Source organism: Turicibacter sp. HGF1, from assembly GCF_000191865.1.
Lineage (GTDB): Bacteria > Bacillota_I > Bacilli_A > MOL361 > Turicibacteraceae > Turicibacter > Turicibacter sanguinis.
In genome coordinates, this window is the sequence record NZ_AEXQ01000139.1 from 24,080 (window position 1) to 46,061 (window position 21,982).

Annotated in this window: 26 protein-coding genes and 1 riboswitch; of the genes, 4 read left to right on the forward strand and 22 right to left on the reverse strand. The window is 35.2% G+C overall.

Annotated features, from left to right (window positions below; translation table 11 throughout):
• Positions 1 to 98 precede the first annotated feature (98 nt).
• Positions 99 to 650, reverse strand: coding sequence for a DUF3793 family protein (locus HMPREF9402_RS13650; protein WP_006785740.1), 552 nt, complete (start codon positions 648 to 650; stop codon positions 99 to 101).
• A 265-nt stretch (positions 651 to 915) separates the two neighbouring features.
• Between HMPREF9402_RS13650 and HMPREF9402_RS13660 the strand changes: the two genes are divergently transcribed.
• Complete coding sequence (locus tag HMPREF9402_RS13660) at positions 916 to 1,095, forward strand: hypothetical protein (protein ID WP_009607699.1); 180 nt, start codon at positions 916 to 918, stop codon at positions 1,093 to 1,095.
• Positions 1,096 to 1,172: 77 nt separating this feature from the next.
• On the opposite strand, the gene HMPREF9402_RS13665 is transcribed toward HMPREF9402_RS13660, so the two are convergent.
• The 6 genes from HMPREF9402_RS13665 to HMPREF9402_RS13690 form a co-directional block, all read right to left on the reverse strand.
• Positions 1,173 to 3,032 (reverse strand): LTA synthase family protein, encoded by a 1,860-nt coding sequence (locus tag HMPREF9402_RS13665; RefSeq protein WP_006785739.1) that lies wholly within the window; start codon positions 3,030 to 3,032, stop codon positions 1,173 to 1,175.
• A gap of 147 nt (positions 3,033 to 3,179) precedes the next feature.
• Positions 3,180 to 3,776: an ATP/GTP-binding protein gene (locus HMPREF9402_RS13670; RefSeq protein WP_006785738.1), complete on the reverse strand. Its 597-nt coding sequence runs from the start codon at positions 3,774 to 3,776 to the stop codon at positions 3,180 to 3,182.
• Between the two features lie 152 nt (positions 3,777 to 3,928).
• Positions 3,929 to 4,426 carry a DUF1456 family protein gene (locus HMPREF9402_RS13675; protein WP_006785737.1) on the reverse strand — a complete coding sequence of 166 codons (498 nt, stop codon included), beginning with the start codon at positions 4,424 to 4,426 and terminating at the stop codon, positions 3,929 to 3,931.
• Between the two features lie 95 nt (positions 4,427 to 4,521).
• The gene (locus tag HMPREF9402_RS14050) at positions 4,522 to 5,196 is read right to left on the reverse strand and encodes a phosphotransferase (RefSeq protein ID WP_083809723.1); all 675 of its coding nucleotides are present in this window, start codon (positions 5,194 to 5,196) and stop codon (positions 4,522 to 4,524) included.
• Positions 5,193 to 5,477 carry a hypothetical protein gene (locus HMPREF9402_RS13685; protein WP_009607705.1) on the reverse strand — a complete coding sequence of 95 codons (285 nt, stop codon included), beginning with the start codon at positions 5,475 to 5,477 and terminating at the stop codon, positions 5,193 to 5,195. Before HMPREF9402_RS13685 ends, HMPREF9402_RS14050 begins: the two co-directional genes overlap by 4 nt.
• A 95-nt stretch (positions 5,478 to 5,572) precedes the next feature.
• The gene (locus HMPREF9402_RS13690) at positions 5,573 to 5,848 is read right to left on the reverse strand and encodes a CD3324 family protein (protein ID WP_009607708.1); all 276 of its coding nucleotides are present in this window, start codon (positions 5,846 to 5,848) and stop codon (positions 5,573 to 5,575) included.
• Positions 5,849 to 6,363: 515 nt separating this feature from the next.
• Between HMPREF9402_RS13690 and rluF the strand changes: the two genes are divergently transcribed.
• Positions 6,364 to 7,071 (forward strand): 23S rRNA pseudouridine(2604) synthase RluF, encoded by a 708-nt coding sequence (gene rluF, locus HMPREF9402_RS13695; protein ID WP_006785732.1) that lies wholly within the window; start codon positions 6,364 to 6,366, stop codon positions 7,069 to 7,071.
• A gap of 26 nt (positions 7,072 to 7,097) precedes the next feature.
• Here rluF and HMPREF9402_RS13700 read toward each other — a convergent pair whose 3' ends face one another.
• Positions 7,098 to 7,787, reverse strand: a complete 690-nt coding sequence (locus tag HMPREF9402_RS13700; protein ID WP_009607682.1) for a DNA alkylation repair protein — start codon at positions 7,785 to 7,787, stop codon at positions 7,098 to 7,100.
• A gap of 88 nt (positions 7,788 to 7,875) precedes the next feature.
• On the opposite strand from HMPREF9402_RS13700, the gene HMPREF9402_RS13705 reads away from it, so the two are divergent.
• Together HMPREF9402_RS13705 and HMPREF9402_RS13710 are read left to right on the forward strand one after the other, a co-directional pair.
• Complete coding sequence (locus HMPREF9402_RS13705; RefSeq protein WP_009607700.1) at positions 7,876 to 8,574, forward strand: DUF434 domain-containing protein; 699 nt, start codon at positions 7,876 to 7,878, stop codon at positions 8,572 to 8,574.
• 103 nt (positions 8,575 to 8,677) lie between these two features.
• Entirely contained in the window at positions 8,678 to 9,595 is a 918-nt protein-coding gene (locus tag HMPREF9402_RS13710) for a glycoside hydrolase family 73 protein (protein ID WP_009607704.1), read from the forward strand.
• Positions 9,596 to 9,776: 181 nt separating this feature from the next.
• Here the strand turns inward: HMPREF9402_RS13710 and HMPREF9402_RS13715 are convergent, their stop codons facing one another.
• The 14 genes from HMPREF9402_RS13715 to HMPREF9402_RS13780 form a co-directional block, all read right to left on the reverse strand.
• Entirely contained in the window at positions 9,777 to 10,682 is a 906-nt protein-coding gene (locus HMPREF9402_RS13715) for an aminoglycoside phosphotransferase family protein (RefSeq protein WP_009607681.1), read from the reverse strand.
• A 220-nt stretch (positions 10,683 to 10,902) separates the two neighbouring features.
• Complete coding sequence (locus HMPREF9402_RS13720; protein WP_006785727.1) at positions 10,903 to 11,337, reverse strand: MOSC domain-containing protein; 435 nt, start codon at positions 11,335 to 11,337, stop codon at positions 10,903 to 10,905.
• Between the two features lie 4 nt (positions 11,338 to 11,341).
• A complete protein-coding gene (gene moaA / locus HMPREF9402_RS13725) occupies positions 11,342 to 12,313 on the reverse strand; it encodes a GTP 3',8-cyclase MoaA (protein ID WP_009607716.1) in 972 nt (323 codons plus the stop codon).
• 20 nt (positions 12,314 to 12,333) lie between these two features.
• Complete coding sequence (gene moaC, locus HMPREF9402_RS13730) at positions 12,334 to 12,810, reverse strand: cyclic pyranopterin monophosphate synthase MoaC (RefSeq protein WP_006785725.1); 477 nt, start codon at positions 12,808 to 12,810, stop codon at positions 12,334 to 12,336.
• A gap of 19 nt (positions 12,811 to 12,829) precedes the next feature.
• Positions 12,830 to 13,846, reverse strand: a complete 1,017-nt coding sequence (locus HMPREF9402_RS13735) for a molybdopterin-binding protein (protein WP_009607713.1) — start codon at positions 13,844 to 13,846, stop codon at positions 12,830 to 12,832.
• 24 nt (positions 13,847 to 13,870) lie between these two features.
• A complete protein-coding gene (modB, locus tag HMPREF9402_RS13740; RefSeq protein ID WP_009607715.1) occupies positions 13,871 to 14,533 on the reverse strand; it encodes a molybdate ABC transporter permease subunit in 663 nt (220 codons plus the stop codon).
• A 1-nt stretch (position 14,534) separates the two neighbouring features.
• Positions 14,535 to 15,299 (reverse strand): molybdate ABC transporter substrate-binding protein, encoded by a 765-nt coding sequence (gene modA, locus HMPREF9402_RS13745; protein WP_006785722.1) that lies wholly within the window; start codon positions 15,297 to 15,299, stop codon positions 14,535 to 14,537.
• Positions 15,284 to 15,775, reverse strand: coding sequence for a MogA/MoaB family molybdenum cofactor biosynthesis protein (locus HMPREF9402_RS13750; RefSeq protein WP_006785721.1), 492 nt, complete (start codon positions 15,773 to 15,775; stop codon positions 15,284 to 15,286). The genes modA and HMPREF9402_RS13750 overlap by 16 nt, the downstream gene beginning before the upstream one ends.
• Positions 15,776 to 16,351, reverse strand: a complete 576-nt coding sequence (gene mobA, locus HMPREF9402_RS13755) for a molybdenum cofactor guanylyltransferase (RefSeq protein WP_006785720.1) — start codon at positions 16,349 to 16,351, stop codon at positions 15,776 to 15,778. It lies immediately after the preceding gene.
• A gap of 14 nt (positions 16,352 to 16,365) precedes the next feature.
• Positions 16,366 to 17,571, reverse strand: a complete 1,206-nt coding sequence (locus HMPREF9402_RS13760; protein WP_009607693.1) for a molybdopterin molybdotransferase MoeA — start codon at positions 17,569 to 17,571, stop codon at positions 16,366 to 16,368.
• Between the two features lie 86 nt (positions 17,572 to 17,657).
• Positions 17,658 to 17,801: riboswitch (molybdenum cofactor riboswitch) on the reverse strand.
• Complete coding sequence (mobB, locus tag HMPREF9402_RS13765; RefSeq protein WP_009607694.1) at positions 17,800 to 18,303, reverse strand: molybdopterin-guanine dinucleotide biosynthesis protein B; 504 nt, start codon at positions 18,301 to 18,303, stop codon at positions 17,800 to 17,802. It overlaps the preceding riboswitch by 2 nt.
• A gap of 397 nt (positions 18,304 to 18,700) precedes the next feature.
• On the reverse strand, positions 18,701 to 20,140 hold the full coding sequence (locus tag HMPREF9402_RS13770; RefSeq protein ID WP_006785717.1) for a DEAD/DEAH box helicase: 1,440 nt from the start codon (positions 20,138 to 20,140) through the stop codon (positions 18,701 to 18,703).
• A gap of 233 nt (positions 20,141 to 20,373) precedes the next feature.
• Positions 20,374 to 21,423: a lysylphosphatidylglycerol synthase transmembrane domain-containing protein gene (locus HMPREF9402_RS13775; RefSeq protein ID WP_039931123.1), complete on the reverse strand. Its 1,050-nt coding sequence runs from the start codon at positions 21,421 to 21,423 to the stop codon at positions 20,374 to 20,376.
• A gap of 240 nt (positions 21,424 to 21,663) precedes the next feature.
• Positions 21,664 to 21,921 carry an NUDIX hydrolase gene (locus HMPREF9402_RS13780; protein WP_006785714.1) on the reverse strand — a complete coding sequence of 86 codons (258 nt, stop codon included), beginning with the start codon at positions 21,919 to 21,921 and terminating at the stop codon, positions 21,664 to 21,666.
• Positions 21,922 to 21,982 lie beyond the last annotated feature (61 nt).

Consider the following 21,982-nt stretch of genomic DNA (forward strand, 5'->3'; position numbering starts at 1 on the left):
TTCTCAAGCGTTTGACATCCCTCCCACATGATCAATGGATTTTATTGTTCTCTGTGCGTTTTCTGTTTCGCTCTCCTCATTGTTAACACATTTAGCTATTAAACGGATACAATCAATTGATTAATTGATCGTCCCATTAAGTATAATTTCAAATAGATTTCTCGGCACTTTGTAAACTGACCAAATAATCGTTTCGCTTTTTGTTCATCCCCATAGACCTTCCAATAACCACAACATTTACAATTCGAGCCACAGTTCGTAATAAAACCTAACACATCTTCAATTGGATATCCTAAAAACACCCCAATTTCATGAGGAAATTCATCAGATGATGATAAACGTTGCTTTAACCTATTCAAAAGATCCGGAATCGTCGCTTGATGATGATACCCCAATTCCGTTAATAATTGTCGGGTTCTCACCTCTTTTAACTCTTCTAATAATTGATTCTTTCGATACACATAAAGAAGAACGGTTTGACAACTTTCTCGAAGAACATCAAGATAAAGGCCCTTTTCATTTAATTCTCGATTGAGAAGGATTAGCTCTTCTGTTAATTGTTCCTTACTTTTAAATTTATAATTAAACATATTAGCCGTTTTTAACCCGGCTAATGTAGGCGCTGCATGCTCAATTAATGTCCTTTTCATTTTTTCACCTCATTTTTAATGCATTTATTAGTATATTCAAATCTACTCTCTTTAACAGAACGGATGAATGGTGGGTATACCACCTCAAGTTAGCATATGCTAACTTTTGATTTAAACATAGCATATCTGAAATCATCTTACAATATTTATAATCACCTCTAACTAAATAACCAAATATAGTGATGAACTCCACCATTAGTTTCACTTGAACTTGCCTCATTAATACGATATGATTAAATAAAATCTTTTAGAAAAGAGGACATTTATGATTTGGTTTGGTGATATTACAATGGGTCCTGTCTCACAAATTTATGAGGAAGGACAATATGATGAAACACCGTATTGTGCAAACTGTAATCTTGAAGTTGGACCAGGTGGTCGTGTCGATGCCAAATTCCCTGAACAAGATGATTACAATCGTTGTCATCATTGCGTAAATAAATAATAAAAAGAGTTCTAATTTAATAGAACTCTTTTTATTATTTATGCGATACTCCTTTTAAGAATTAGAAGCTAGTGAGGTTATCTTTTAAAGTAATCATCTCGTAACACTTTTTGTCCGATTTCAAACATTTCAATCACTTTAACATCCATTTCTTCCATATAACTTTCAGTTCCTATCTCATCAAAGGATTCATAATATTCTGAATACTTATTATATCTTGCATGATCGGTGATCCATCCATAATCTTCAAAAATAACGGTTGATTCTAATTCACTAAAAATATCAATCCCAAATGCATGCTCATAATCGTAATCTAAATTAAATAAATTCGCCATCGTCGGAACTAAATCAAATACATTCATAACTTTTGATACCGTCTGAGCCTCAATCCCCGGTGTCCAAATCATGAGTGGAACTTTACGAAGCTCTTGCCAATCCCACTCATTTGTTGAATCATATGCCCATAACTTATCGTGATGAATGGGATAAGGATAATGATCCCCATAAATGACAAGAACTGTTTCATCTAAGACTCCCGCTTCTAATAGACGCCCCATAAGCACTTCGATTGATTGGTCGAAGGCATTTTGAGCGGCATAATAATAAACAATTTCTTCGTCATCAGACTGAATAAATGAGCTAACATAATCGTAATTTTCTTGTAGTTCAGTCCGCTGTGTGGTATAGGGCGTATGACCATTCGTCGTAATCACGTAACTAAAGAAACGATCATCTTCAAGAAAAATATCAGACGCAGCATTCATTAAATCCGCATCACTTGGCCAGTTCACCATATACTCCCACTCTTCTAAAAATTCTAAACCAAGTGCTTCTTGGTCATAAAAAGCATCATATCCTAGTGATTCATGATAGGCATCTCGATTATAAAATTCTCCGGTGTTCGAATGATAAGATGTCGCGCTGTATCCTGCCTTTTTAAACACAGACGCAATTGAATTTGGAAACGCGTTGTCGGTGAATTCATAACAAGTTGTGCCATAATTCACTGATGGTACCAACGAGGTATTAGAGATAAATTCCGAGTCACTCGTGGTCCCTTTATAATGTGGGGAATAATAGTTCTCAAAATAAATTCCTTCATTCATTAGTTTATATAATGTTGGGGTTGCCTGTTCATGAATGGCACGGCTGAACAAACTTTCTGCCATAATGTAAACGACGTTTTTCCCTTCAAAAATCCCACTCATCTCATTGTCGATATGCGTATGATTTAATTTTTGAAAGTAGTCGTCAATTTCAGATGTTTGTTGGCCCACTACTTGCGTTTTTTCTTGCTGATGACTGATAGCAAGTTTAATATCTTGTAGTGTATATTGATACAATCCAAATTCACTCATCGCTTTTCCTTTATCAAATAATGTTTCGTATAAATAAACATCATCTTTATATCGACTCCCTTCATTGCTTGCTTGTGTAAAAGTTAGCTTTGTGACAGTACTTAAGATAACAGACAAAATAGTTAAAGTCACGATAATCAGTTGATCATGTCGTGTTCGTTTTTTCGGTGATTTAAACCAATAGCACGCTAATAAAACAAATCCCGTGGGAATTAAAAACAAACTATATTTTAATTCTAATACCCGAAATATCTCCCCACTTACCGTTGATAATTCCATTAAATTCGTCATTTGATTAACAGAAAAAAAAGCTTGATAAAATCGATAATAAATCAATTGTCCCACTGCAATAATGCTAATGAGACTAAACGTCATGCTATAGAAAATAGGTCTTGCGATTCCTTTAAATAATAGCCCAATGGCAGCTAATAAACTACTAAATGAAATCGAAAATAAAATGGCTTTTAATGAAAACCAATCATAACCTGCCATTAATCGAATTAAACTATCGACGCAAACAAAACCCATGATGTATGCCAATGGCATCCCAAAGGTGCTAATTTCTCTCCATTTCTTCATTTTCATCCCCCTTACTCCTTACAATTATATCGAATTTATAATAAATTGTAAAATTTAGGTTAATTTCAAAGCTAATTTAACATGAATAGTCAATAAAGCATTTGATAAATCAAAAAAAATGTCGACCGCCTGGTCGACATTTTTTTATTATTCTGCCATTTCGTCAACACTAATAGGTTGAACGATTTCAGCATCGATTCCGATAATATCCATGATTTTTTCTGAACGTTCTTTGGTTGAACCACTAATCACAGAATATTTCACATTTTCAGCATTTAAGAAGTTTAAGATCGCATCATCCACCATTTGAGCAACTTCTTCATCTTGCCATCTTACGCCATCTTTCTTATAACCAAATTCACGTGGTACAAAGAAGATATAGTCATATTGAGGTAAATCACGAATCGCTAAACTATATAGGTCATTTAAAATTTCAATTTCTTTTTTGGTGCGAGTTTTATCACCTAGCATTAAACGTCCATAAATATAAGGAACGAATGTCGCATAGTCCGTTACAGCATAATCGTGTCCATCTAATGCTTTCTCTAAATGTAATTGACCTAAATAAATTCCGTATTGCTCAGAAATTGATTCGATCATGCCTTTATCTCTTAAATAATCAGTACTGTATTCTGTTGCGACTCCAACATTAATATCTCTGATTTTTAAATCCACATATAATTGTTGAATTAACGTTGTTTTTCCACAACGTGGTCCACCTAGGATTGCAATTCTTACCGTCATAGATCACTTCTCCAATTTAAAAAATATTTTTTCTTTTCATACGAAATGCTGTGAGAATTAAATTATATCAATAATTAATACTTTTTTCAACGACAAGTTATTCCATGCTTCGACAACATAAAAAGTCTATCCAATGATAGACTTTTTATTGATTACAAACGTGGTTTTAATGTTAATCCTTTTAAGAAGTTACGAAGATAACGATCGCCACACTGTTTATAATTTTTTTGCCCTTCTTTACGTAACACCGCACTTAATTCACTTTTTGAAATCTGAACGCCTGCTAAAGCTAAAATTTCAAGCATGTCTTCTCCTGTTAAAGAAAGCGCAATTTTTAACTTTTTCATCACGACATTATTAACAGCGTTTTGTTTAATCGCAACAGGTTGCATCGGTTCTTGCCCTTCTTTTTGACCTCGTTTATACACAATTAACCCATTTAAAAACGCATCTAATGTACGATTATTACATTTTAAATTTTCCTCTGCCTCTTGATCTTGGAAAATTCCTTTATCCGGTGACTTAATTAACATTTTTCGAACTTCTTCTTCTGTTAACGTCACGCCACCTAATTTAAATATTTTAAGCATTTGACCGTCTTTTAAGTTTAATGCATATCTGATTCGAATTAAAATATCATTATTATCCATTAAAATGCCTCCATACTATGTCGAATAATCTTTATTATAACACAAATATCGAGGTGAAATTAAAATTCTTTTGATATTCCACTGAGGTGCGTAACTTAGACTGCTCCTAATTCTCCGCTCCATGTGTTTTCAATCCAGTTAATCATTCTCGTATTTGTGTCAGCAAGTTCTTTGTAACCTCCTTGAACAAAAAAGGCAATCATGATCAAGTCAATTGCAATCATCATGGGCTTAATCATTTGCTTTTCTTCAAACGTTAAAATGGTTACTTCGTCATATCCTTTAATCACTTGCTTGAAAAAGATTGACCATCTGTCACGTTTGGCCTCTTCTTGAAAAATACTAGCCAATGCCCCCGTTCCTAAATAACAAACGTCAAATAATCGCGCATTGAGTTGGGTTAAATCAAAATCAATATAGCCGACAATTTCATTATCATTAAAAATGATATTGGCGCCATGAAAGTCACGATGAATCGCCTGTCTTGGAAGATTGTTATAAAGCTCCTTAAAATGATTTATACACGTATTTTTTATGTTTTTTAGTTCAGTTAGTTCCGTTTTAGGTAAGGTTGACGCTGATACATACGTTTCAAGTTCTTCACTCACCCACCCCGATAACTCTTGTAACATATCATTATCCCACAAATCAGTGAGTTTGGGTGTAATTTCTTTTAACCCTTCGTGTAGCGTTGCTAAATGTTGCCCCAGTTCATAACCAAGCTTCGCCTCATCGGCTATAAAATAATCCGTTAATACGGATCCTTTTATTTTTCACATAAAATAAAATAATAACCATCCATAACGACATAATCTTCGTGATTCACAGTTTGAATCGGGGTTTGCGTTTTAACATTAACCGTCTTTAATAATTTAGATAAATGAATGTGTCGTTTTAATTCCTCTAAATTCTCACTCATTCTCAATAAGTAATCATCATTCACGGTCCAAACGTGTGGTTGACGATTCGTTTCATCACTTATCGCTTCTGTTTCAATCTTCGCCTCCACTAAGTCGTAACAGGCTAATACATTTTTTAATCTAGTACTCATCAAAAATCCCTCCACCTGTATTATGATATCCCACACTTCATCTTATGGCGACCTCATTTATGATTCTGAAAAAAAGATGAGGCAAACAGATTGCCTCATCTTTTTCGTTTTTGTTGCAAAATAATACGTTCAATACTTTTTTGTGATAAACAGTAGTTATGAGCTAAGGTTTCCTTTGATTCCCCAGCTAAAAATTCTGTATAAATATTAGTATTTCGTTGATTCATTTCTTCTCTTATTTTCGTCTTAGTGCCCCACCCGAGTCTACGCTCCTCTTTTTTGGGAATATACAAATATTCGCCATCGACATATTGTTGAATGAGTTCAATAACTTCAAGTGGTAAAACATCTTTCGCTTTAATATAGCACATGTTGCGCCTCCTCAAGATTTATTCAATCTAACATGAGAGTTCGCAAAGGCTATTTAACTAATTAATCGCATAACCTCTGCTACGCGTTCATTGTCGGTTCCATAATCATATATTCCTCCTCTTTTCAGTCCTATTTTACGATTCTTGAGCGTTAAAAACAAGCCTCTAATTTAAATGGTAACCCATTAAACCAAATGTAATCGTTCCATCAAACTATCGTCATTATACGAGTTGAGAATCATATACGAAAATCTTGAATAGTTTGCTTTTATTTACAAGATCACTTGAACTCCCGTCCCGATTAAAAGATATCATTTTGGGATAATCATTCTGATTTGTCTCTACTTTTAAGATAGGTTCAGAAATTTCTTGCTGTATGGAGATTAAAGTGACTGACGTGAGATTTAATCTTGAAATAAAAGGATTTTAGCTAAGTTCCTATCGACAAATTATTTAAAATCACGGTATACTTATGACAGATTGTTTTTTTAAACTCCATCAAAGGAAGTGACAACATGCGTTTAAATAAATTTATAAGTGATTCTGGAAAAGCTTCAAGACGTGGGGCTGATAAATTAATTGCGGAAGGACGAGTTAAAGTTAACGGTCGTATTGCTAAAATTGGTGATCAAGTGAAACCTGGTGATGAGGTAATGGTAAATGGAAACATTATCCGTCTTGCTCGTAATCACGTTTATCTTGCTTTAAATAAACCGGTCGGAATTACGTGTACAACAGAAAAAGGAGTCAAAGGAAATATCGTCGATTTAGTTAATCACCCGCTTCGTGTGTTTAATATTGGTCGTTTAGATAAAGATTCTGATGGATTAATTTTACTTACAAATGATGGAGATATTGTCAACGAAATTTTACGTGCTGAAAATAATCACGAAAAAGAATATATTGTATCTGTTGATAAACCAATTACACCTGAATTTATTGAAAAAATGTCTAAAGGGGTTCGAATCTTAGGACAAAAAACATTACCTTGTAAAGTGACACAAATATCAAAATATGAATTTAACATTATTTTAACACAAGGATTAAATCGCCAAATTCGTCGTATGTGTGAAGTATTAGGATATGAAGTTTATCGTTTACAACGTGTCCGTATTATGAACATTACGCTTGGAAATCTGCCAGTAGGACAATGGCGTGACTTAACCAAAAAAGAAAAAACACGTTTATTCCAAGAATTAAACTATCATCCTCAAGAATGGTAATTAAAAAAGCGAACGTTAGAAATAAACTAACGCTCGCTTTTTTTCATCTTTTTTATCCGTGCTTTCGTCTTCTTATCGACTTGATTTGATTCAATGATTTTTTGCAATGCTTTTTGATAAGTAAAAGGATCTAATGAATGATTTTCTAAGTAAGTCTGAGTCTTTTTTTCTTGTTTAATAAAACAAATTGAAATAGCCCATGCAACTGCCATCTGAGCATAATATCCTTGATGCTTAACCTGACCTAATGTCTCTAGCACAGACTCAATAAACAGATCTTCTATATAATAAATTAACGCCATCACCACAGCAAATCGAACTTCAAATTCATGAGATGATTGAAAATAAGGTTGTAAAAACGTCCAAACTTCCATTTGGTGGTCTTTCGTAAATTTTAACCCTGAACAAAAGCTATCACAGACTGACCAATTATTAATTTTGGGCACAAATTGACGAATCAACTCAAGTTTTGCATCCAAAGGAACCTTGATATAACCAATGATCATGCCTTTTAACATGATTTCTTCAAAGTAAAGTTCGTCATTGTTTTGTAAATATGCTTCATAATCCCTTTTGGAGATTTTTCTAGCCATTTGCCGAAGCTTTGGTAAACGAACTCCAAGTAAATGGTCGGTTCCAGGTAATAGTCGCATTGCGAACCTTTGATAGGTTGGCTCTGCTAACACAAGTAATTCATTTCTGATTATTTCAATCACAACCCTTACCTCCCTTAACTTCAAGTATACTAATTTTTTGTTTAAAATCAACACGACTCATCCACCCTAATGAGAAGGAGTGGTGTTCATGAACAAACGTGGCTTTGATATCCATGATGCAAAATGGTTTTCAAGGACAGAGCAACTTCGATTAAAACAGGCCAAAGAAGAAATCGAGTGGCTTCTTGATCGAAACTATCCCATCTTACCCGTCGTTAAATTTGTGTCGGATCGCTATCAATTTTCCAATCGCCAACGGGATGCCTTAAAGCGTTGTGTCTGCACACAGTTACAAAAAGAAAGTCGAATCTCTCGTCGATTATCACTTTCAGCCTTAAACCATCAAACAATCTATATTGATGGATTCAACCTGATCATCACCCTTGAAGTCGCCCTATCAGGAGGCACCTTAATTCGTGGCCGTGATGAAATCATTCGCGATTTAGCCGGACTTCGAGGAACATACAAACTCATTGAGCAAACAGAAGAAGCACTGCGACTGATTGGTCAATGCTTAAGCTCTCATCACGTGAACCAGGTTATTTTTTATTTAGATGAACCGGTTTCTAACTCGCGAAATCTCAAATACAAGATTTTAGAGTTTTCAAAATTTTGGAACTTTAAAACAAGCGTGGAATTGGTTCCTAATGCCGATTTAGCTCTTCAACATCACTCCCATATCATAAGTAGTGATGCCATCGTTTTAGACTCTTGCCTCAGTTATTTTAATTTAAGCGAAGATATTATTCAACGATTCATCCCTGACGCGTTCATTTTAACCTTTTAGCCTCATAAATGCGGTATTTCTGTGTGAATCTTTAAATCACATTGCGAAAGTTTGTTAAACTTGCTAAAATTCAACGTATCTAGATGAGAGTAGGTGACGACACATGAAAAAAAGATGGATCTTCCTCTTCCTCATTGGCTTTATGGTCGTGTTTATTAGAGGATTTAAAGATATCGAAACAAAATATGAACTTAAAAAAGAACAGGAACGGATGGCTCATTTGGATGTTTCAGCCCTTGATTTAACGTACCTGGTCAATAAAGTCGATGAATTAGGTGGTGATTTTAATCAATTAAATTGGAAAGAGATAATCGCTTTCATTGGTGTGGAACAAAATAATGAGATGCACCAAATTAGTGATGAGGTCTTAACCTACACGGCCCAAGAATTTATGACGGATACCCACGTGAAAAGTTTTGATGAAGTGGTAGCAGATTCTGACTTTTCAGATGATGAAAAGACGCGTGCTTATCAATATTTAGACGATTTAAAATACGTCGGTTATGTTTCCTCTAAGCTAGAACCAAGCGCTAAAGAGGCACAATTTATTGCCCAACTCGTCCAACCAGCAGAGGCAAATTATTATGAAACGGGCATTTTACCTTCTATCACGATTGCCCAAGCTATCTTAGAATCTAACTGGGGAACATCTGATTTGGCGGTAGCGACACATAATTTATTTGGGATTAAGGCAGACTCACGTTGGGATGGTCCGAGTATGAGCTTTGAAACACTTGAATATGCTGATCAAATGGTAATTGGAACCTTTCGCCAGTATGAAAACTGGCAACAATCAATTGATGATCATGCTGCCTTTTTAGTCAATAATGCTCGTTATCAACAAGCTGGCGTTTTTGAGGCAAAAACGTATCGACTTCAAGCCAAGGCTTTGCAAGATGCTGGCTATAGTACAGCAGAAGATGAACTTGGAAATCGCGTCTATGCGAAACGACTTGGCGAATTAATTCGGCAGTATAATTTACAACTTTATGATCATGAAGTGATGTATGACGCTTCATAAAAATCAGCTGATGTTGCATATTTTAACGGGGAATCGGGTAAATTAAGCTTATCCTTTGTGGATAAACTCTCTCCAATAGGTGTTTAGACGCCGCTAGTGATAAACACTTATTAAATTTTTTCTTTTATTTTCTTTCGTCATCAAAAACACCCCATCTCTTACCGATGGGGTGTTTTTATTGTTACTCAAGCGTGACATACCAACGTGGTACCACTTGAGTAAAAGAATCATAATCTTTCATTGTTTGTCTACAGCGACGAATCATGCCCTCAATTTCTTCTTGGCCAAACTTAGTAGCCCAAGTAATAGAATTAAGCGCTGCATACGCATTATATAACGCTAAGACTTTCCAAAATTCTTCACTTGGATTCCCTTGAAAATAGCCATGAATTTGACCGATTGAAAACGGGATACTGACCTCAACATTAAATGATTGCACTTTATAAAAATCCTCTACGTGATCACTCACTTGCATTCGATTGAAATCAATGACTCCTACTTCAAAATCTGAAGTTAAAATCAAATTCCCAACATGATAATCTCCATGATTCATGACCGCCTTCAAATCATTTAAGTCATCTAAGTGCGATTTAATATAGTTGATAATTTTATCATCTTGCTCAACACGATACCCACAACGTTCATAACGAGCCAATTTTTCAAGCATCTTTTCTTTTTTCGCTAACACATCCACCACTTCTATTGTCGGCAAATCATGAATAGCCTTTAAAATTTTTCCGGCCTTTATTCCTAATTCATATTGCTTCTGCTCACTCAACACTTTTAGTGATGACTCAAGTGACTCTCCGGCAACCCAAGTTAATAACATATAAACCATGCTTCCTGCATTACACGTCCCAAATTCAACAGCTCGTGACATCTCAAAGTCTAAAGTATTGAAGTTTTGAATTCGTTCAAACTCTATCCGCTTTGATTGATCCTGTGAAATATCTGATAACCTTAACATATATTCGCGGTTATGAGCGTCTAGTACATAATACTTTACATCACTTGACCATCCTGCTTCAACCTTCTTCACGATTTTAGCAGATTGACAAACCGCAATTGATTTCAAAACAGATTCCATTTTTATATCCTCCTCATCTGGAGTTCCTTGAAAACTAATCTAAACAAACTTCTATTTTACGTTTTCCCCCGAGGTTTGTAAAGCGATTTATTTTTTTATAAACGATTCACCCTTAACCTATTTTCTTTCGATGTAACCCTCTTTAACCATTTCTAAATCAATAAAACATCAACCTTTTGTAAAAAAAGATGAAAGGAATATCCTTTCATCTTTTTTGGTCTTATTCTTCAATTAAAACGACGCTATCCCCGACTTTGATGTTTCCACCTTTTAAAACTCGTGTGAAAATTCCATTTTTCGGCATGATACATTGACCTACGCGGTAGTAAATCGCACAACGTGTATGACACTCTTTTCCAATTTGTGTGACTTCAAGTAAGGTTTCCCCCACTTGAATCTTTTGTCCAACCGGTAGTTCATTTAGTTTGATCCCCGATACGACTAAATTTTCACCAAACGCTCCAAAATCAACATTAGCTCCTTTTAAATTGAAATCTTCAATTTTTTCAAGTGCTAATAAACTGACTTGACGATGCCATTTTCCAGCATGAGCATCTCCTTTAATTCCGAAATTTTCAATTAGTGTTGCCTCTTGTACCATTTGTTTGGCCGTTCCTTTTTTTTCACTCATACAAATTGCCATGACTTGATTCACGTTGTTACCCTCCAATTTGATTCATAAACTTAACTTCTTCGTCTATATTCTCTTGATTAAATAAATGTTTTTCAGGTTTGTGATAAATTTGTTCATAGATGACGTGTTGCAATGCCTCATCGGTGATACCTGCTCTTATTAAATCTTTTAAACTCACACCAAATTTAAAATGTAAGCATTGCTTCAAAAAACCATCTGCACTCACGCGAATCCGATTACATGATTCACAGAAACAATTACTCACAGCAGAAATAAACCCGACTTTTCCAGGTCCTTGATTCACACAGACATATGTTGCCGGTCCACCTTTATCTACTTTTTCAACTTCCATTACATCTGAGTAACTCGAACGAATTATTTGCAGTACCTCTTCATTTGTCACGCCTTTGTGAACTTTTCCAACTCCGATGGGCATGAGTTCAATGAATCGAACATCAATTGGTTTTTCTTGCGTTAATCTTACAAAATCTAGAATTTCATCTTGATTCATCCCATCGACAAGGACAATATTTAACTTCACCTTTAAACCGCAATTTAAACACTCATCGATAAACTTTAAAACATTGGCTAAAATCCCACGACGTGTGATTTGGTGAAATCGATCAGCTTTTAATGAATCTAAACTAATATTTACTCCTTTAAGACCGTGATGAGCCAACGTCTTCACTTGATCAGATAACACGGTTCCATTCGTTGTGAGATAAATTTCTTCGATCCCATCGATATCATGAATTCGCTTTATTAACTCAACAATGCCAGGACGTACTAAAGGTTCGCCACCCGTTAAGCGTATTTTTTTTATACCAAGACGAGCACAAGCTGTTACAATGCGAATCATTTCATCATCTGTTAACTTACTACATTTTGGTAAGAATTCTTGGATTGTATCTTCCATGCAATAAACACATCGTAAATTACATTGATCGGTAACGGATAGCCTTAAATAATCTATTTCTCTGTTAAATCTATCTTTCATGTCGTCTGCTAAAGTGGTATTTAAAAATTAAATTCGCCACTTTTTCCTCCTGTTTTCTTTAACAAATGTGTTTCTTCAATCACCATTCGTTTATCAACGGCTTTACACATATCATAAATCGTTAAAGCAGCCGTCATGGCAGCCGTTAAAGCTTCCATTTCAACTCCTGTTTTATCCACGATTTTAACCGTTGCTTTTATATGAATCTTACTGTTTTCACGATCGACTTCAAAATCAACATTACAGCTTGAAATCATCAACGGGTGACACATGGGAATTAAGTTAGACGTTTGCTTACATGCCATGATTCCAGCAATACGTGCCACACCTAATACATCACCTTTTCCGATTTTCCCTGCTTCAATTAAATGAAGCGTTTCTTCACTCATGCGAATACTTGAAACCGCAATGGCTACACGTGCCGTTTCAACTTTATTTGAAACATCCACCATCTGAGCTCGTCCATTTTGATCAAAATGCGTTAATTTATTTTCCATGTTAATGTCTCCTAATTTATTATTTTCCAAATGAACAATGCGGGAACGTACAAACACCACAATCTAAACATAATCCACCATGTCCATAGGCTGCAATATCCTCAGCTGTTAATTCTTCATCAATTAAAATACGAGGTAAAACCAAATCAAGAACCGTACGCTTAGAATACATCGCACAACTTGGGACCCCAAGTACCGGTGTTTTTCCATGATAAGCGAGTAAGAACATCGCCCCTGGTAAAACAGGTGATCCATAAGTCACAAGTCGACCTCCACTTTCTTTAATAGCAGACGGCGTCACATCATCAGGATCGACTGACATCCCCCCCGTACAAATAATTAAATCAACGTTCTCTTGAAGTCCTTGTTGGATGGCTTCAATAATTAACTCTTTTTGATCGGGCAAAATGACCTGACGACTCACTGTACTTCCATAGTATTCAAGTTTCTTTTTGATAACTGGTAAAAACGCATCTTTAATCGTTCCTTTATAAACTTCATTTCCTGTTGTAATCAACAAACATTTTTTTACTTTAAACGGTTCCATCCACATAATCTTATCTGTAATTAAGGTTTCTGCTTCTTTAATTTTTTCTTCATCGATGACCAATGGAATGACACGTGTTCCACCAATCTTCTCTCCTTTTTTTAATGGAGTATTCGTATGAATCGTCGCCATCATCATTTCACCAATGGAATTTAGGGTCATTAACTTTTCTTTATCAATTTTCAAAACACCGTCGCAGTCCGCAAAGAAGTCGATTTTCCCTTCTTTGATTTCATCCGATGCCCTAATGCCATCGCCTTTAGCTAAATTAGAAAGCCGAATCGCCGCGTCATTTTCATGTAGTTGGCCCTCTTTCACTTCCCAAACATAAATATGTTCTTTCCCAATAGCACGTAATTTTTCAATATCCTCTTCTTGAATCAAATGCCCTTTTTTAAATAAACGGCCTTTAAATTGACCTGGGATGATTTGTGTGACGTCATGTGTTAGAATTGATCCAATCGCATCTTCAACTTTAATCATTTTCATACGATATTCTCCTTATTATGATGTTTAATGTGATAAACGCATCATTAATGTTTTATATAAACTCATTAAGAAAATAGCAACAATCAAAATAATCAATAATATTTGCGTCGCCATTTCAGTATTGTTATTTTCAATGGCATAATACATCGCCATCGGTAACGTTTGTGTTTTTCGTGGAATATTCCCCGCCACTAAAATGGTGGCTCCAAACTCACCGAAAGCTCTCGCAAAGGAAAGTAAAATACCATTTAAAATCCCATTAATGGAAAGCGGTAAAATAATTTTTAACCAGATCACCCACTCACTGGCCCCAAAAACTCTTGCCGCATTGATAATATCTTCATCTACTGAGGTAATAGCCGATTTAATACTCTGATACATAATCGGAATCGACACCATTATTCCTGCAATCACTGCAGCGCTGAGTGTAAAGATAATGGATAGGTTGAAATTTTGATTTAAAAACCTTCCAATCCACCCATTCTTACCGAGGATGATTAAAATTAAATAGCCAATCGCCGAAGGTGGAATAAATAGCGGTAATAAAAAGATAAAATCAAGAGAACGAATCGACTTATGTTTGTTAAGTCCAATTCCCCATACCGCGATTAAGGTAAGAATGAACGTGGTGATAACCGCAATTAAGACAACTTTTATTGAAATGAGGGTAGCATCTACAACCATCATTTTACTCACTTACTTCAAAACCATAATTTTTCAAAATTGATTTTCCCGTGTCTGATTTAATAAAATCCATAAACTTCAAACATTCAGCTTCGTTTGAATAACCTTCAATCGATGCTAATGAATAGACAATTTCTTGATAAGAATCCGTTGGCAGCGTCATCATCACTTCACCATTTTCAAGATTCATTGCATCTGTTTTATAAACAATACCATAATCAACTTCTCCACGTTCAACATAGGTTTTAACAGCGGTAACATCTTTTCCATAAATTAAAGAAGATTCTAACTCATCCCATAATCCAAGATTAGTTAATGATTCTTTAGCGTATTCACCTGCTGGAACTGTACTTACTTCACCAATGGCTAGCATTGATCCATTTTCTTTAATGTCTAATAAGGAATTAAGTGTCTGTGCCTCTTTATTCTTAATCACGACTAATGTGTTATAAATTAAGTTTGATTTATTAGAAGGCTTTACTAATCCTTCATCTATTAACTCAACCACATATTTTTCATTCGCTGAGAAGAATAAACCGATATCTGCACCTTCTGAAATTTGTTTCTTAAGTGTTCCTGATCCCCCTGAATTTACATTAATTTTAACAGGGTGATCTTTAGTATAAAGTTCAATCATCTCATCAATCGGATTGACTAAACTCGCTGCTACACTGATATTAAGTTCAGTCACTTCCTCTTTTTGCGTCCCACACGCTGATAAAATCATTCCCATACATAAGACGGTTAATAAGATTATTTTCTTGCGCATTCTTTGGCCTCCCCAAGTAAAATATCAATTCCATGCTTTATATCGTCTAATACAAAATCCAACGCCTCCGTACAAGCTTTTGGACTTCCTGGTAGATTCACAATTAATGTATCCTTACGAATTCCTGATACAGCGCGTGATAACATCGCTCGTTTAGTAATTTGTAAGCTAAAGTAACGAATCGCTTCACAAATTCCTGGTGCCTCGCGTTCAATGATTGCTTTCGTTGCTTCTGGCGTAATATCACGCTTTGAAAATCCTGTCCCACCTGTACTCAACACTAAGTTAACTTTTAATTCATCACACATCTTTTTAAATTCATCTTCTAGCATTTGTTGATCATCTGGTAAAACAATATATTTCACCACTTCAAATCCATTTGCCTCAACGATTTCTTTCACGACGGCTCCACTTTTATCTTCACGCTCTCCGGCATATCCTTTGTCACTACTTGTGATAATTCCAACCGTATACATTTATATTTCCTCCAATTCTAACAAATCCGTTGGCGTATTAACATTAAAAAAATCTTTTCCGACAAATTGACGATTCTCTAATCCTTTAAGCACTTCATAATTCGCACTTAAAATAAATTTTTGTAATTTAAAATCCTGATTCTTTAAACATTTTTCCATCTTAGGAAGAAGTCGCTTATGATAAACGGCGCATAGTGGTTGAAGTCTATCGTCACATAACGGTACTAAAACATCAGCATCCGTTACATATTCTCCTAAGTAATAAAGCACCTCTCGACTTGTCAGGGGCATATCACATGCGATACATAGCACTTCTTCATTTTTTGCTGCCTTTAAGGCAACATGAATGCCGGATAATGGACCATTTCCCGGGAAAATGTCGGAAATTGTCTTAAGGTTATATTTTTGATAATCTTCTGGTTGATTTGTCACAATGATCATCTCTTCAAAATCACGCCCTGCCTCGATGATATGCTCGATAAACTGCTTTTCTTTATATGCAATGAACGCTTTATTCTGATAATTCATACGGCTACTTTTTCCACCTGCTAAAATAGCTAGTGTTTTTGAAATCAATGCTGCCACCTCTTTTATAATTTAATGATTGTCACAATCGATCCTGCTTTTAATGGTTCTTGATTAGCTTCAAATTCTATTAAACAATTAGAATGAAGGGCAGAACTTAGAATGCTATTCCCACTTTTCACTTGTGTCACAAACACACGTTGTCCTTCTTGTGTCGCTTCAAAAAATCCTCGAACGAAACGTCTTTGTGGTGAAGACTTCGTAAAATCAGATTGTAAAATAGCTTGTTCTCTTTTTAATTCTATTTTGACCTGTCCACTCAATTTTTCAAGCGTCGGTTTGACCATTAATTCAAAAGTCGTGAGCGCTGCTGTTGGATTTCCTGATAAACTAATGATTGGTTTTCCTTCATAAAGACTCGCTAGCATGGCCGATCCAGGTTTAATGAGAATTTTCCAAAATAACTTCTCTCCACCTAGCGCCTCAATCGCTTCTTTAATTAAATCTTTCTCACCAACAGACGCTCCACCTGTTGTGATCACTAAATCTGAAACTTCTGCAGCTTGCTTTAACTTCTTTGCAATTTCAATCTCTGAATCAAATTCATGGTCGATATAGGTGATGTCATATCCCATTTCTTTTAATCTTGCGATGAGTGCATACTTATTACTATTATAAATTTTAGCTTCTTTTAACGGTTGATTGACATCCATGACTTCATCTCCGGTACTAATAAAGGCCACTCGTGGTTTTTTATACACTTGAACCTCATGAATACCTGCACTCGCTAAAATCCCAATATCCGCATAATTTAATGTTTTTTTTGCTTCGACTAATAACGTCCCAATTTCAATATCTTCTCCTATTGGGCAGATAAATTGCTGAGGAGTGGCTTTTTTCAAAATCGTGACCTGATTTGACTCGCACGTTGTCTCTTCAACTTTCACCACGGCATTTGCACCTTTAGGAATCTTTGCACCCGTCATGATTTTGATGGCGGTCCCTGGTCGAACTTCTTCTTCACTATTTGTCCCTGCAAAGACGGTCGTTATAAGGTCTAGTTTTTTAGGAACTTCATTTAAGTCTTCAACTCGAACTGCATAACCATCCATGGCCGACTTATCAAACGGTGGATTATTAATACCTGAGAAAATCGATTGACTACAAATCCTACCGACACTCTCAAGCAACTCCACAGTTTCACTTTGAAGTGACAGAATATTTTGATCCATAATGGTTAAGGCCTCTTCTAAACTTATAAATGATTTCATCTCCATCACCTCTACTTTTGACAACAAAAAAAGCTTATTACATCCACCCATTTTTGGGCATGAGCAATAAGCTTATATAAATCTATATAAACTCTACTGATTTTCCTTCCCAAAACGTGGAGATCATACTTTTTCAAGTATCACCCTGTGAATCTTTTGTTAGATTCAGGTATAAATGCCTTAGATTTTACTTCCTTAGGACCTTTTATACTCAAGAAAATTATTCAATTATTCTTCAAATTCAAATTCTTTTTCTTGCAGTATTAAATCTGCTAACGACTTATAATCTTCTTTATCAATCACTAAATGAGATTCACTTAAAACCTCTGTTTTAGAAGCAATCGCAATCAATAAATGTTCCGGTGTTAGAATCCCTTCACTAAATCCTTCACGATAGACTTCAATTTTTCTTAAAGGACTTTTTTTATAGCCTTCAACCAAAATAATATCTTTATCTTTTAATAACTTCAAAATATCGTTTAACTTTATTTCTTCTTCTACTTCTTTAATCATTGCAAATCTCTTTTTTGAAGAGATAATAACCGTTTCTGCGCCCGCTTCACGATGACGGTAAGTATCTTTACCCTTATGATCGATATCAAAACCATGTACATCGTGTTTCACGGTTGCCACACTTAATCCTCGCGTTTTAAGCTCTTGAATGAGTCCTTCCATCAAGTCTGTTTTTCCAACATTCGAACCTTGACCCATCACATTAATTACTTTTGTCATCGACATCTCCTTTAGGTTTTAAATTATCCTTCTTTAACAGTTTAAACATTTACAACCATTTATATGACTAATTTTGATGAGAGCTATCTAGCTTTTAGCTCATTACTTTTTTCATTCTACCATCAAGTTTTTAAAAAAACTGTGATTTTTATCACATTCTTCTTTTTTTTGTGATATTTTTAATTTATTAATTGATACACTCATAAATTTCAATTACCTTTTGATTCTAAGCTCAAGTTTTTTTCCAAATCTTTTGTTGCAACGGTTTTTGCGCTTTATTTTTACCATTCATTTTGTTTGTTGAAAACAATGCCTTTTCATAATAAAAATATTACTTTTTTTTCTGAATTTACTTTCAAAAAAAGAGCTTGTTCCCTAAAGAACAAACTCCTTTTCATTATTCATATGCTTTTTGAACGCGTAATTTTTTCCCTTTAATGGTTTTATCTTTTAGACCGCGAATAACAGTCCATCCTTTGCCATTTAAAATATCAACATACGTGACATTATCCTGAATATCAATAATTCCAATATCCTCGCCACTTACTCCATCAACTGACGTAATTGCGCCCACAAAATCAATCGCACGTAATTTCTTTTTCTTACCACCATTGATATATAACTTCATAATTTCACGGTTTACATCTGCCGTTTTTTCATGACGTAAGGTCGGACGTGAATTTAATTTTTTCATAAACCCATCTTTCGCTTGTTGCGTCACATCCTCACTTGGACGTTCACAAATCGGTAACTCAAACCCAATATAAGCTTGAATCTCTTCTAACCATCTTTGGTCAAATCGAGTCGCAAATGTGATTGCCTTACCTTTTTGACCGGCACGACCGGCACGACCAATACGGTGAACAAATGAATCTTTTTCCGGTGGGAGATCATAGTTAATCACATGACTAACCCCTGATACATCAATCCCACGAGCTGCGACATCGGTTGAGACTAAGTAGGCAAAACGACCAATTTTGAAGTTTTTCATCGTTTCAAAACGTTCTTTCTGATCCAGTCCTCCGTGCAAACGTTCAATTGGATAGCCTTTTTGAGATAAATTACGATACAGGGCATCAACCGCTTCTTTCGTTGAACAGAAAATCATACAACGCTCTGGATTTTCAACCATTAATAAATCTTGTAATAATTTTACCTTCTCTTGTTCACGAACTTCATATAGTGCATGTTCAACAAGATCTGTTGTTAAAGTCGGTGATTCAATCTTTATTTCTTGTGGATGAGTTAAATAATGCTGGCTTAATTTTTTAATGCGATCTGGCATTGTGGCTGAAAATAACATCGTTTGACGTTTTCTAGGTGCTTCATTCATAATATTTTCAACGACCTCAATGAACCCCATCTTTAACATTTCATCAGCTTCATCTAATACGAATAAAGATAATTTATCAAGAGACAACGTCCCACGTTCTAAATGGTCTTGAACACGACCTGGTGTTCCCACGACGATATGAGTTTTTTGCTTTAATTCACGAGCCTGCTCTTTAAATGGAGACTTCCCATAAACCGCCGTTACCTTGATTCGCTTGAAACGGCCAATATTTGAAATCTCTTCTTTAATTTGTAGTGCTAATTCTCGTGTTGGCGTTAAAATAAGCGCCTGAGGCTTATTCTCATCCCAATCTAACATTTCACATATCGGAATCCCAAACGCTGCTGTTTTCCCGCTTCCGGTTTTAGATTGCACAATCAAATCTTGTTTATTTAAAACAGTTGGAATGACACTTGCCTGTACCTCTGTCGCGTGCTCATATCCAAGTCCTGTTAATGATTTCAAAATCGATTCACTCAGTTGTAACTCATTAAATGCTGTCATTTAAATCCCTCTATACTTTCTTAATCTGTTCTATAACCCAAACAATTCATAACCGAACTATAACGATTCAAACTTGGTTATTTCGGTCCCTTAAGCGAAATGAATGAGTTCCTGATAACGATTTCTTCTTATCGAAAATCAATGAGACTTCTCTATTGTAACACTACTTCACGAAAAGACCTAGTTTCTTTTATCCCCATTTATCCTCTTCTCGTTCATAAAAGAAAAAAAGGTTAACTAGTTAAACCTTCTTTTTTCTTATTCTGTTTGGCTATTAGAAGATGACCCAATAGCACCACTAATCCACTAATCGCCACAAATAAATAAAAACTGATGCCTCGGCTTAAAAGCATGGCTGAATCAATTAACATTTTCGGAAATAGGGTCGCAAATAACATGACAAACCCACCTTCACTCACTCCAACTGCACCTGGTAATGGAATGGCTGACACAGCTATATATAAAATGGCTTGAAGGGATAGCACTTTGAGATAAGAAAAATCTGATAAGCCAAACGCTCGATACACACAATACGTTACAGAATGCATGGCCATGACTTGAAAAAAGGTGGTTAATAAAACTGATCCCATGCGTGTTTGATGTGTCTTTATGTAGACAGCTCCTTCTTGATACTTTTTAATTTGATCATATGCTAATTGTCTCAAATACTCAATTTGTTTAACCTTTAGCTTTTGTAAAAGACTTAAAACAAAATCAACGATTTTAAGAGACCATGTTTTTGAAAAAATCCCCATCAATACGATAACCAATAAAAAAGAATTTACGCCAACGCCAATCATTAATAAAATTTTTAGGGTTCTTCCAATATCCCCTAAAAATCGATACTCACTTAAAAAGGAGATAATCGCCACCGTAATCGTCACGAGTTGAAAGCTCGCAAAGTTAAGCAATAAAGCTAAAGAAGAATGCGAGATTTCAATGTGATCTTTAAACATATAATAAATTTGCATCGGCTGACCACCAGATGCTGAAGGGGTTACTGAGCTAAAGAAAAAGCCTGAAAAAGTATACCTTAAGCAATTAAAATAGGAAATATCTTGATGTAGAATATGTAAGATTCGCTTGATATTTAACGCATCTAGACACATATATATAAACATACATCCTACCCCAATGAACACCCACATCAAATTGACAAGTTTGAGTGTTTGAAATAAGTCACCTAGATTTTGCTTACGAAATAAAAGGTAAAACGTAATCGCAATCAGTCCAACAAATAAGACGCCACTTAAGATTAATTTTTTTAAATTTTTTTGTTCCATTCTCTTCATTCACTTTCATGAAATTACTCTTCTTATCTTGTTTCATCCCTCTCAAACTTATACTAACTGTTAGTGAAACAACTTCAAAAATAACCAAGAATCTTCTAATATTTCTTTAAGGTGACGTTTATTTTTTTGATAATCTCTAATTTGTTTTTTACGGTGTGGCACCATCAAAAGCGGCAGACATTTGGGATTAAAAAATTTGAGTTTAGCTGTTTCAGGACCGTTTTCAATTCCTCAGCCTCCCGTTACAATGCCTGTGTAGATATGTTGCACATCATGAAATGATGGTCGATCATAAACACCCACTTTGTCAACAATCTCCACCTCGTATCCAGTTTCTTCACGCACCTCACGTTTGGCCGCCTCTTCTAATAATTCCCTTTCATCCACTCTACCTCCTGGTAAATCCCAAATCGGTAAATCTTTTCGTTTGACTAATAATACCTCCTGCTTCTTGTTTACTACGATTGTAAATACTCCTTCTGTTTGCAAATCCATCCCTCCATTTTTTCACATTATATCATGAACTGATTATTTAATCTTCACATAGGCT

What these genes read in the sequence shown, in the direction of transcription:
- HMPREF9402_RS13650 (WP_006785740.1), bottom strand. Translation starts at nt 650, where the DNA reads ATGAAAAGGACATTAATTGAGCATGCAGCGCCTACATTAGCCGGGTTA.
- HMPREF9402_RS13660 (WP_009607699.1), top strand. Translation starts at nt 916, where the DNA reads ATGATTTGGTTTGGTGATATTACAATGGGTCCTGTCTCACAAATTTAT.
- HMPREF9402_RS13665 (WP_006785739.1), bottom strand. Translation starts at nt 3,032, where the DNA reads ATGAAGAAATGGAGAGAAATTAGCACCTTTGGGATGCCATTGGCATAC.
- HMPREF9402_RS13670 (WP_006785738.1), bottom strand. Translation starts at nt 3,776, where the DNA reads ATGACGGTAAGAATTGCAATCCTAGGTGGACCACGTTGTGGAAAAACA.
- HMPREF9402_RS13675 (WP_006785737.1), bottom strand. Translation starts at nt 4,426, where the DNA reads ATGGATAATAATGATATTTTAATTCGAATCAGATATGCATTAAACTTA.
- HMPREF9402_RS13685 (WP_009607705.1), bottom strand. Translation starts at nt 5,477, where the DNA reads ATGAGTACTAGATTAAAAAATGTATTAGCCTGTTACGACTTAGTGGAG.
- HMPREF9402_RS13690 (WP_009607708.1), bottom strand. Translation starts at nt 5,848, where the DNA reads ATGTGCTATATTAAAGCGAAAGATGTTTTACCACTTGAAGTTATTGAA.
- rluF (WP_006785732.1), top strand. Translation starts at nt 6,364, where the DNA reads ATGCGTTTAAATAAATTTATAAGTGATTCTGGAAAAGCTTCAAGACGT.
- HMPREF9402_RS13705 (WP_009607700.1), top strand. Translation starts at nt 7,876, where the DNA reads ATGAACAAACGTGGCTTTGATATCCATGATGCAAAATGGTTTTCAAGG.
- HMPREF9402_RS13710 (WP_009607704.1), top strand. Translation starts at nt 8,678, where the DNA reads ATGAAAAAAAGATGGATCTTCCTCTTCCTCATTGGCTTTATGGTCGTG.
- HMPREF9402_RS13715 (WP_009607681.1), bottom strand. Translation starts at nt 10,682, where the DNA reads ATGGAATCTGTTTTGAAATCAATTGCGGTTTGTCAATCTGCTAAAATC.
- moaA (WP_009607716.1), bottom strand. Translation starts at nt 12,313, where the DNA reads ATGAAAGATAGATTTAACAGAGAAATAGATTATTTAAGGCTATCCGTT.
- moaC (WP_006785725.1), bottom strand. Translation starts at nt 12,810, where the DNA reads ATGGAAAATAAATTAACGCATTTTGATCAAAATGGACGAGCTCAGATG.
- HMPREF9402_RS13735 (WP_009607713.1), bottom strand. Translation starts at nt 13,846, where the DNA reads ATGAAAATGATTAAAGTTGAAGATGCGATTGGATCAATTCTAACACAT.
- modB (WP_009607715.1), bottom strand. Translation starts at nt 14,533, where the DNA reads ATGATGGTTGTAGATGCTACCCTCATTTCAATAAAAGTTGTCTTAATT.
- modA (WP_006785722.1), bottom strand. Translation starts at nt 15,299, where the DNA reads ATGCGCAAGAAAATAATCTTATTAACCGTCTTATGTATGGGAATGATT.
- HMPREF9402_RS13750 (WP_006785721.1), bottom strand. Translation starts at nt 15,775, where the DNA reads ATGTATACGGTTGGAATTATCACAAGTAGTGACAAAGGATATGCCGGA.
- HMPREF9402_RS13760 (WP_009607693.1), bottom strand. Translation starts at nt 17,571, where the DNA reads ATGAAATCATTTATAAGTTTAGAAGAGGCCTTAACCATTATGGATCAA.
- mobB (WP_009607694.1), bottom strand. Translation starts at nt 18,303, where the DNA reads ATGACAAAAGTAATTAATGTGATGGGTCAAGGTTCGAATGTTGGAAAA.
- HMPREF9402_RS13770 (WP_006785717.1), bottom strand. Translation starts at nt 20,140, where the DNA reads ATGACAGCATTTAATGAGTTACAACTGAGTGAATCGATTTTGAAATCA.
- HMPREF9402_RS13775 (WP_039931123.1), bottom strand. Translation starts at nt 21,423, where the DNA reads ATGGAACAAAAAAATTTAAAAAAATTAATCTTAAGTGGCGTCTTATTT.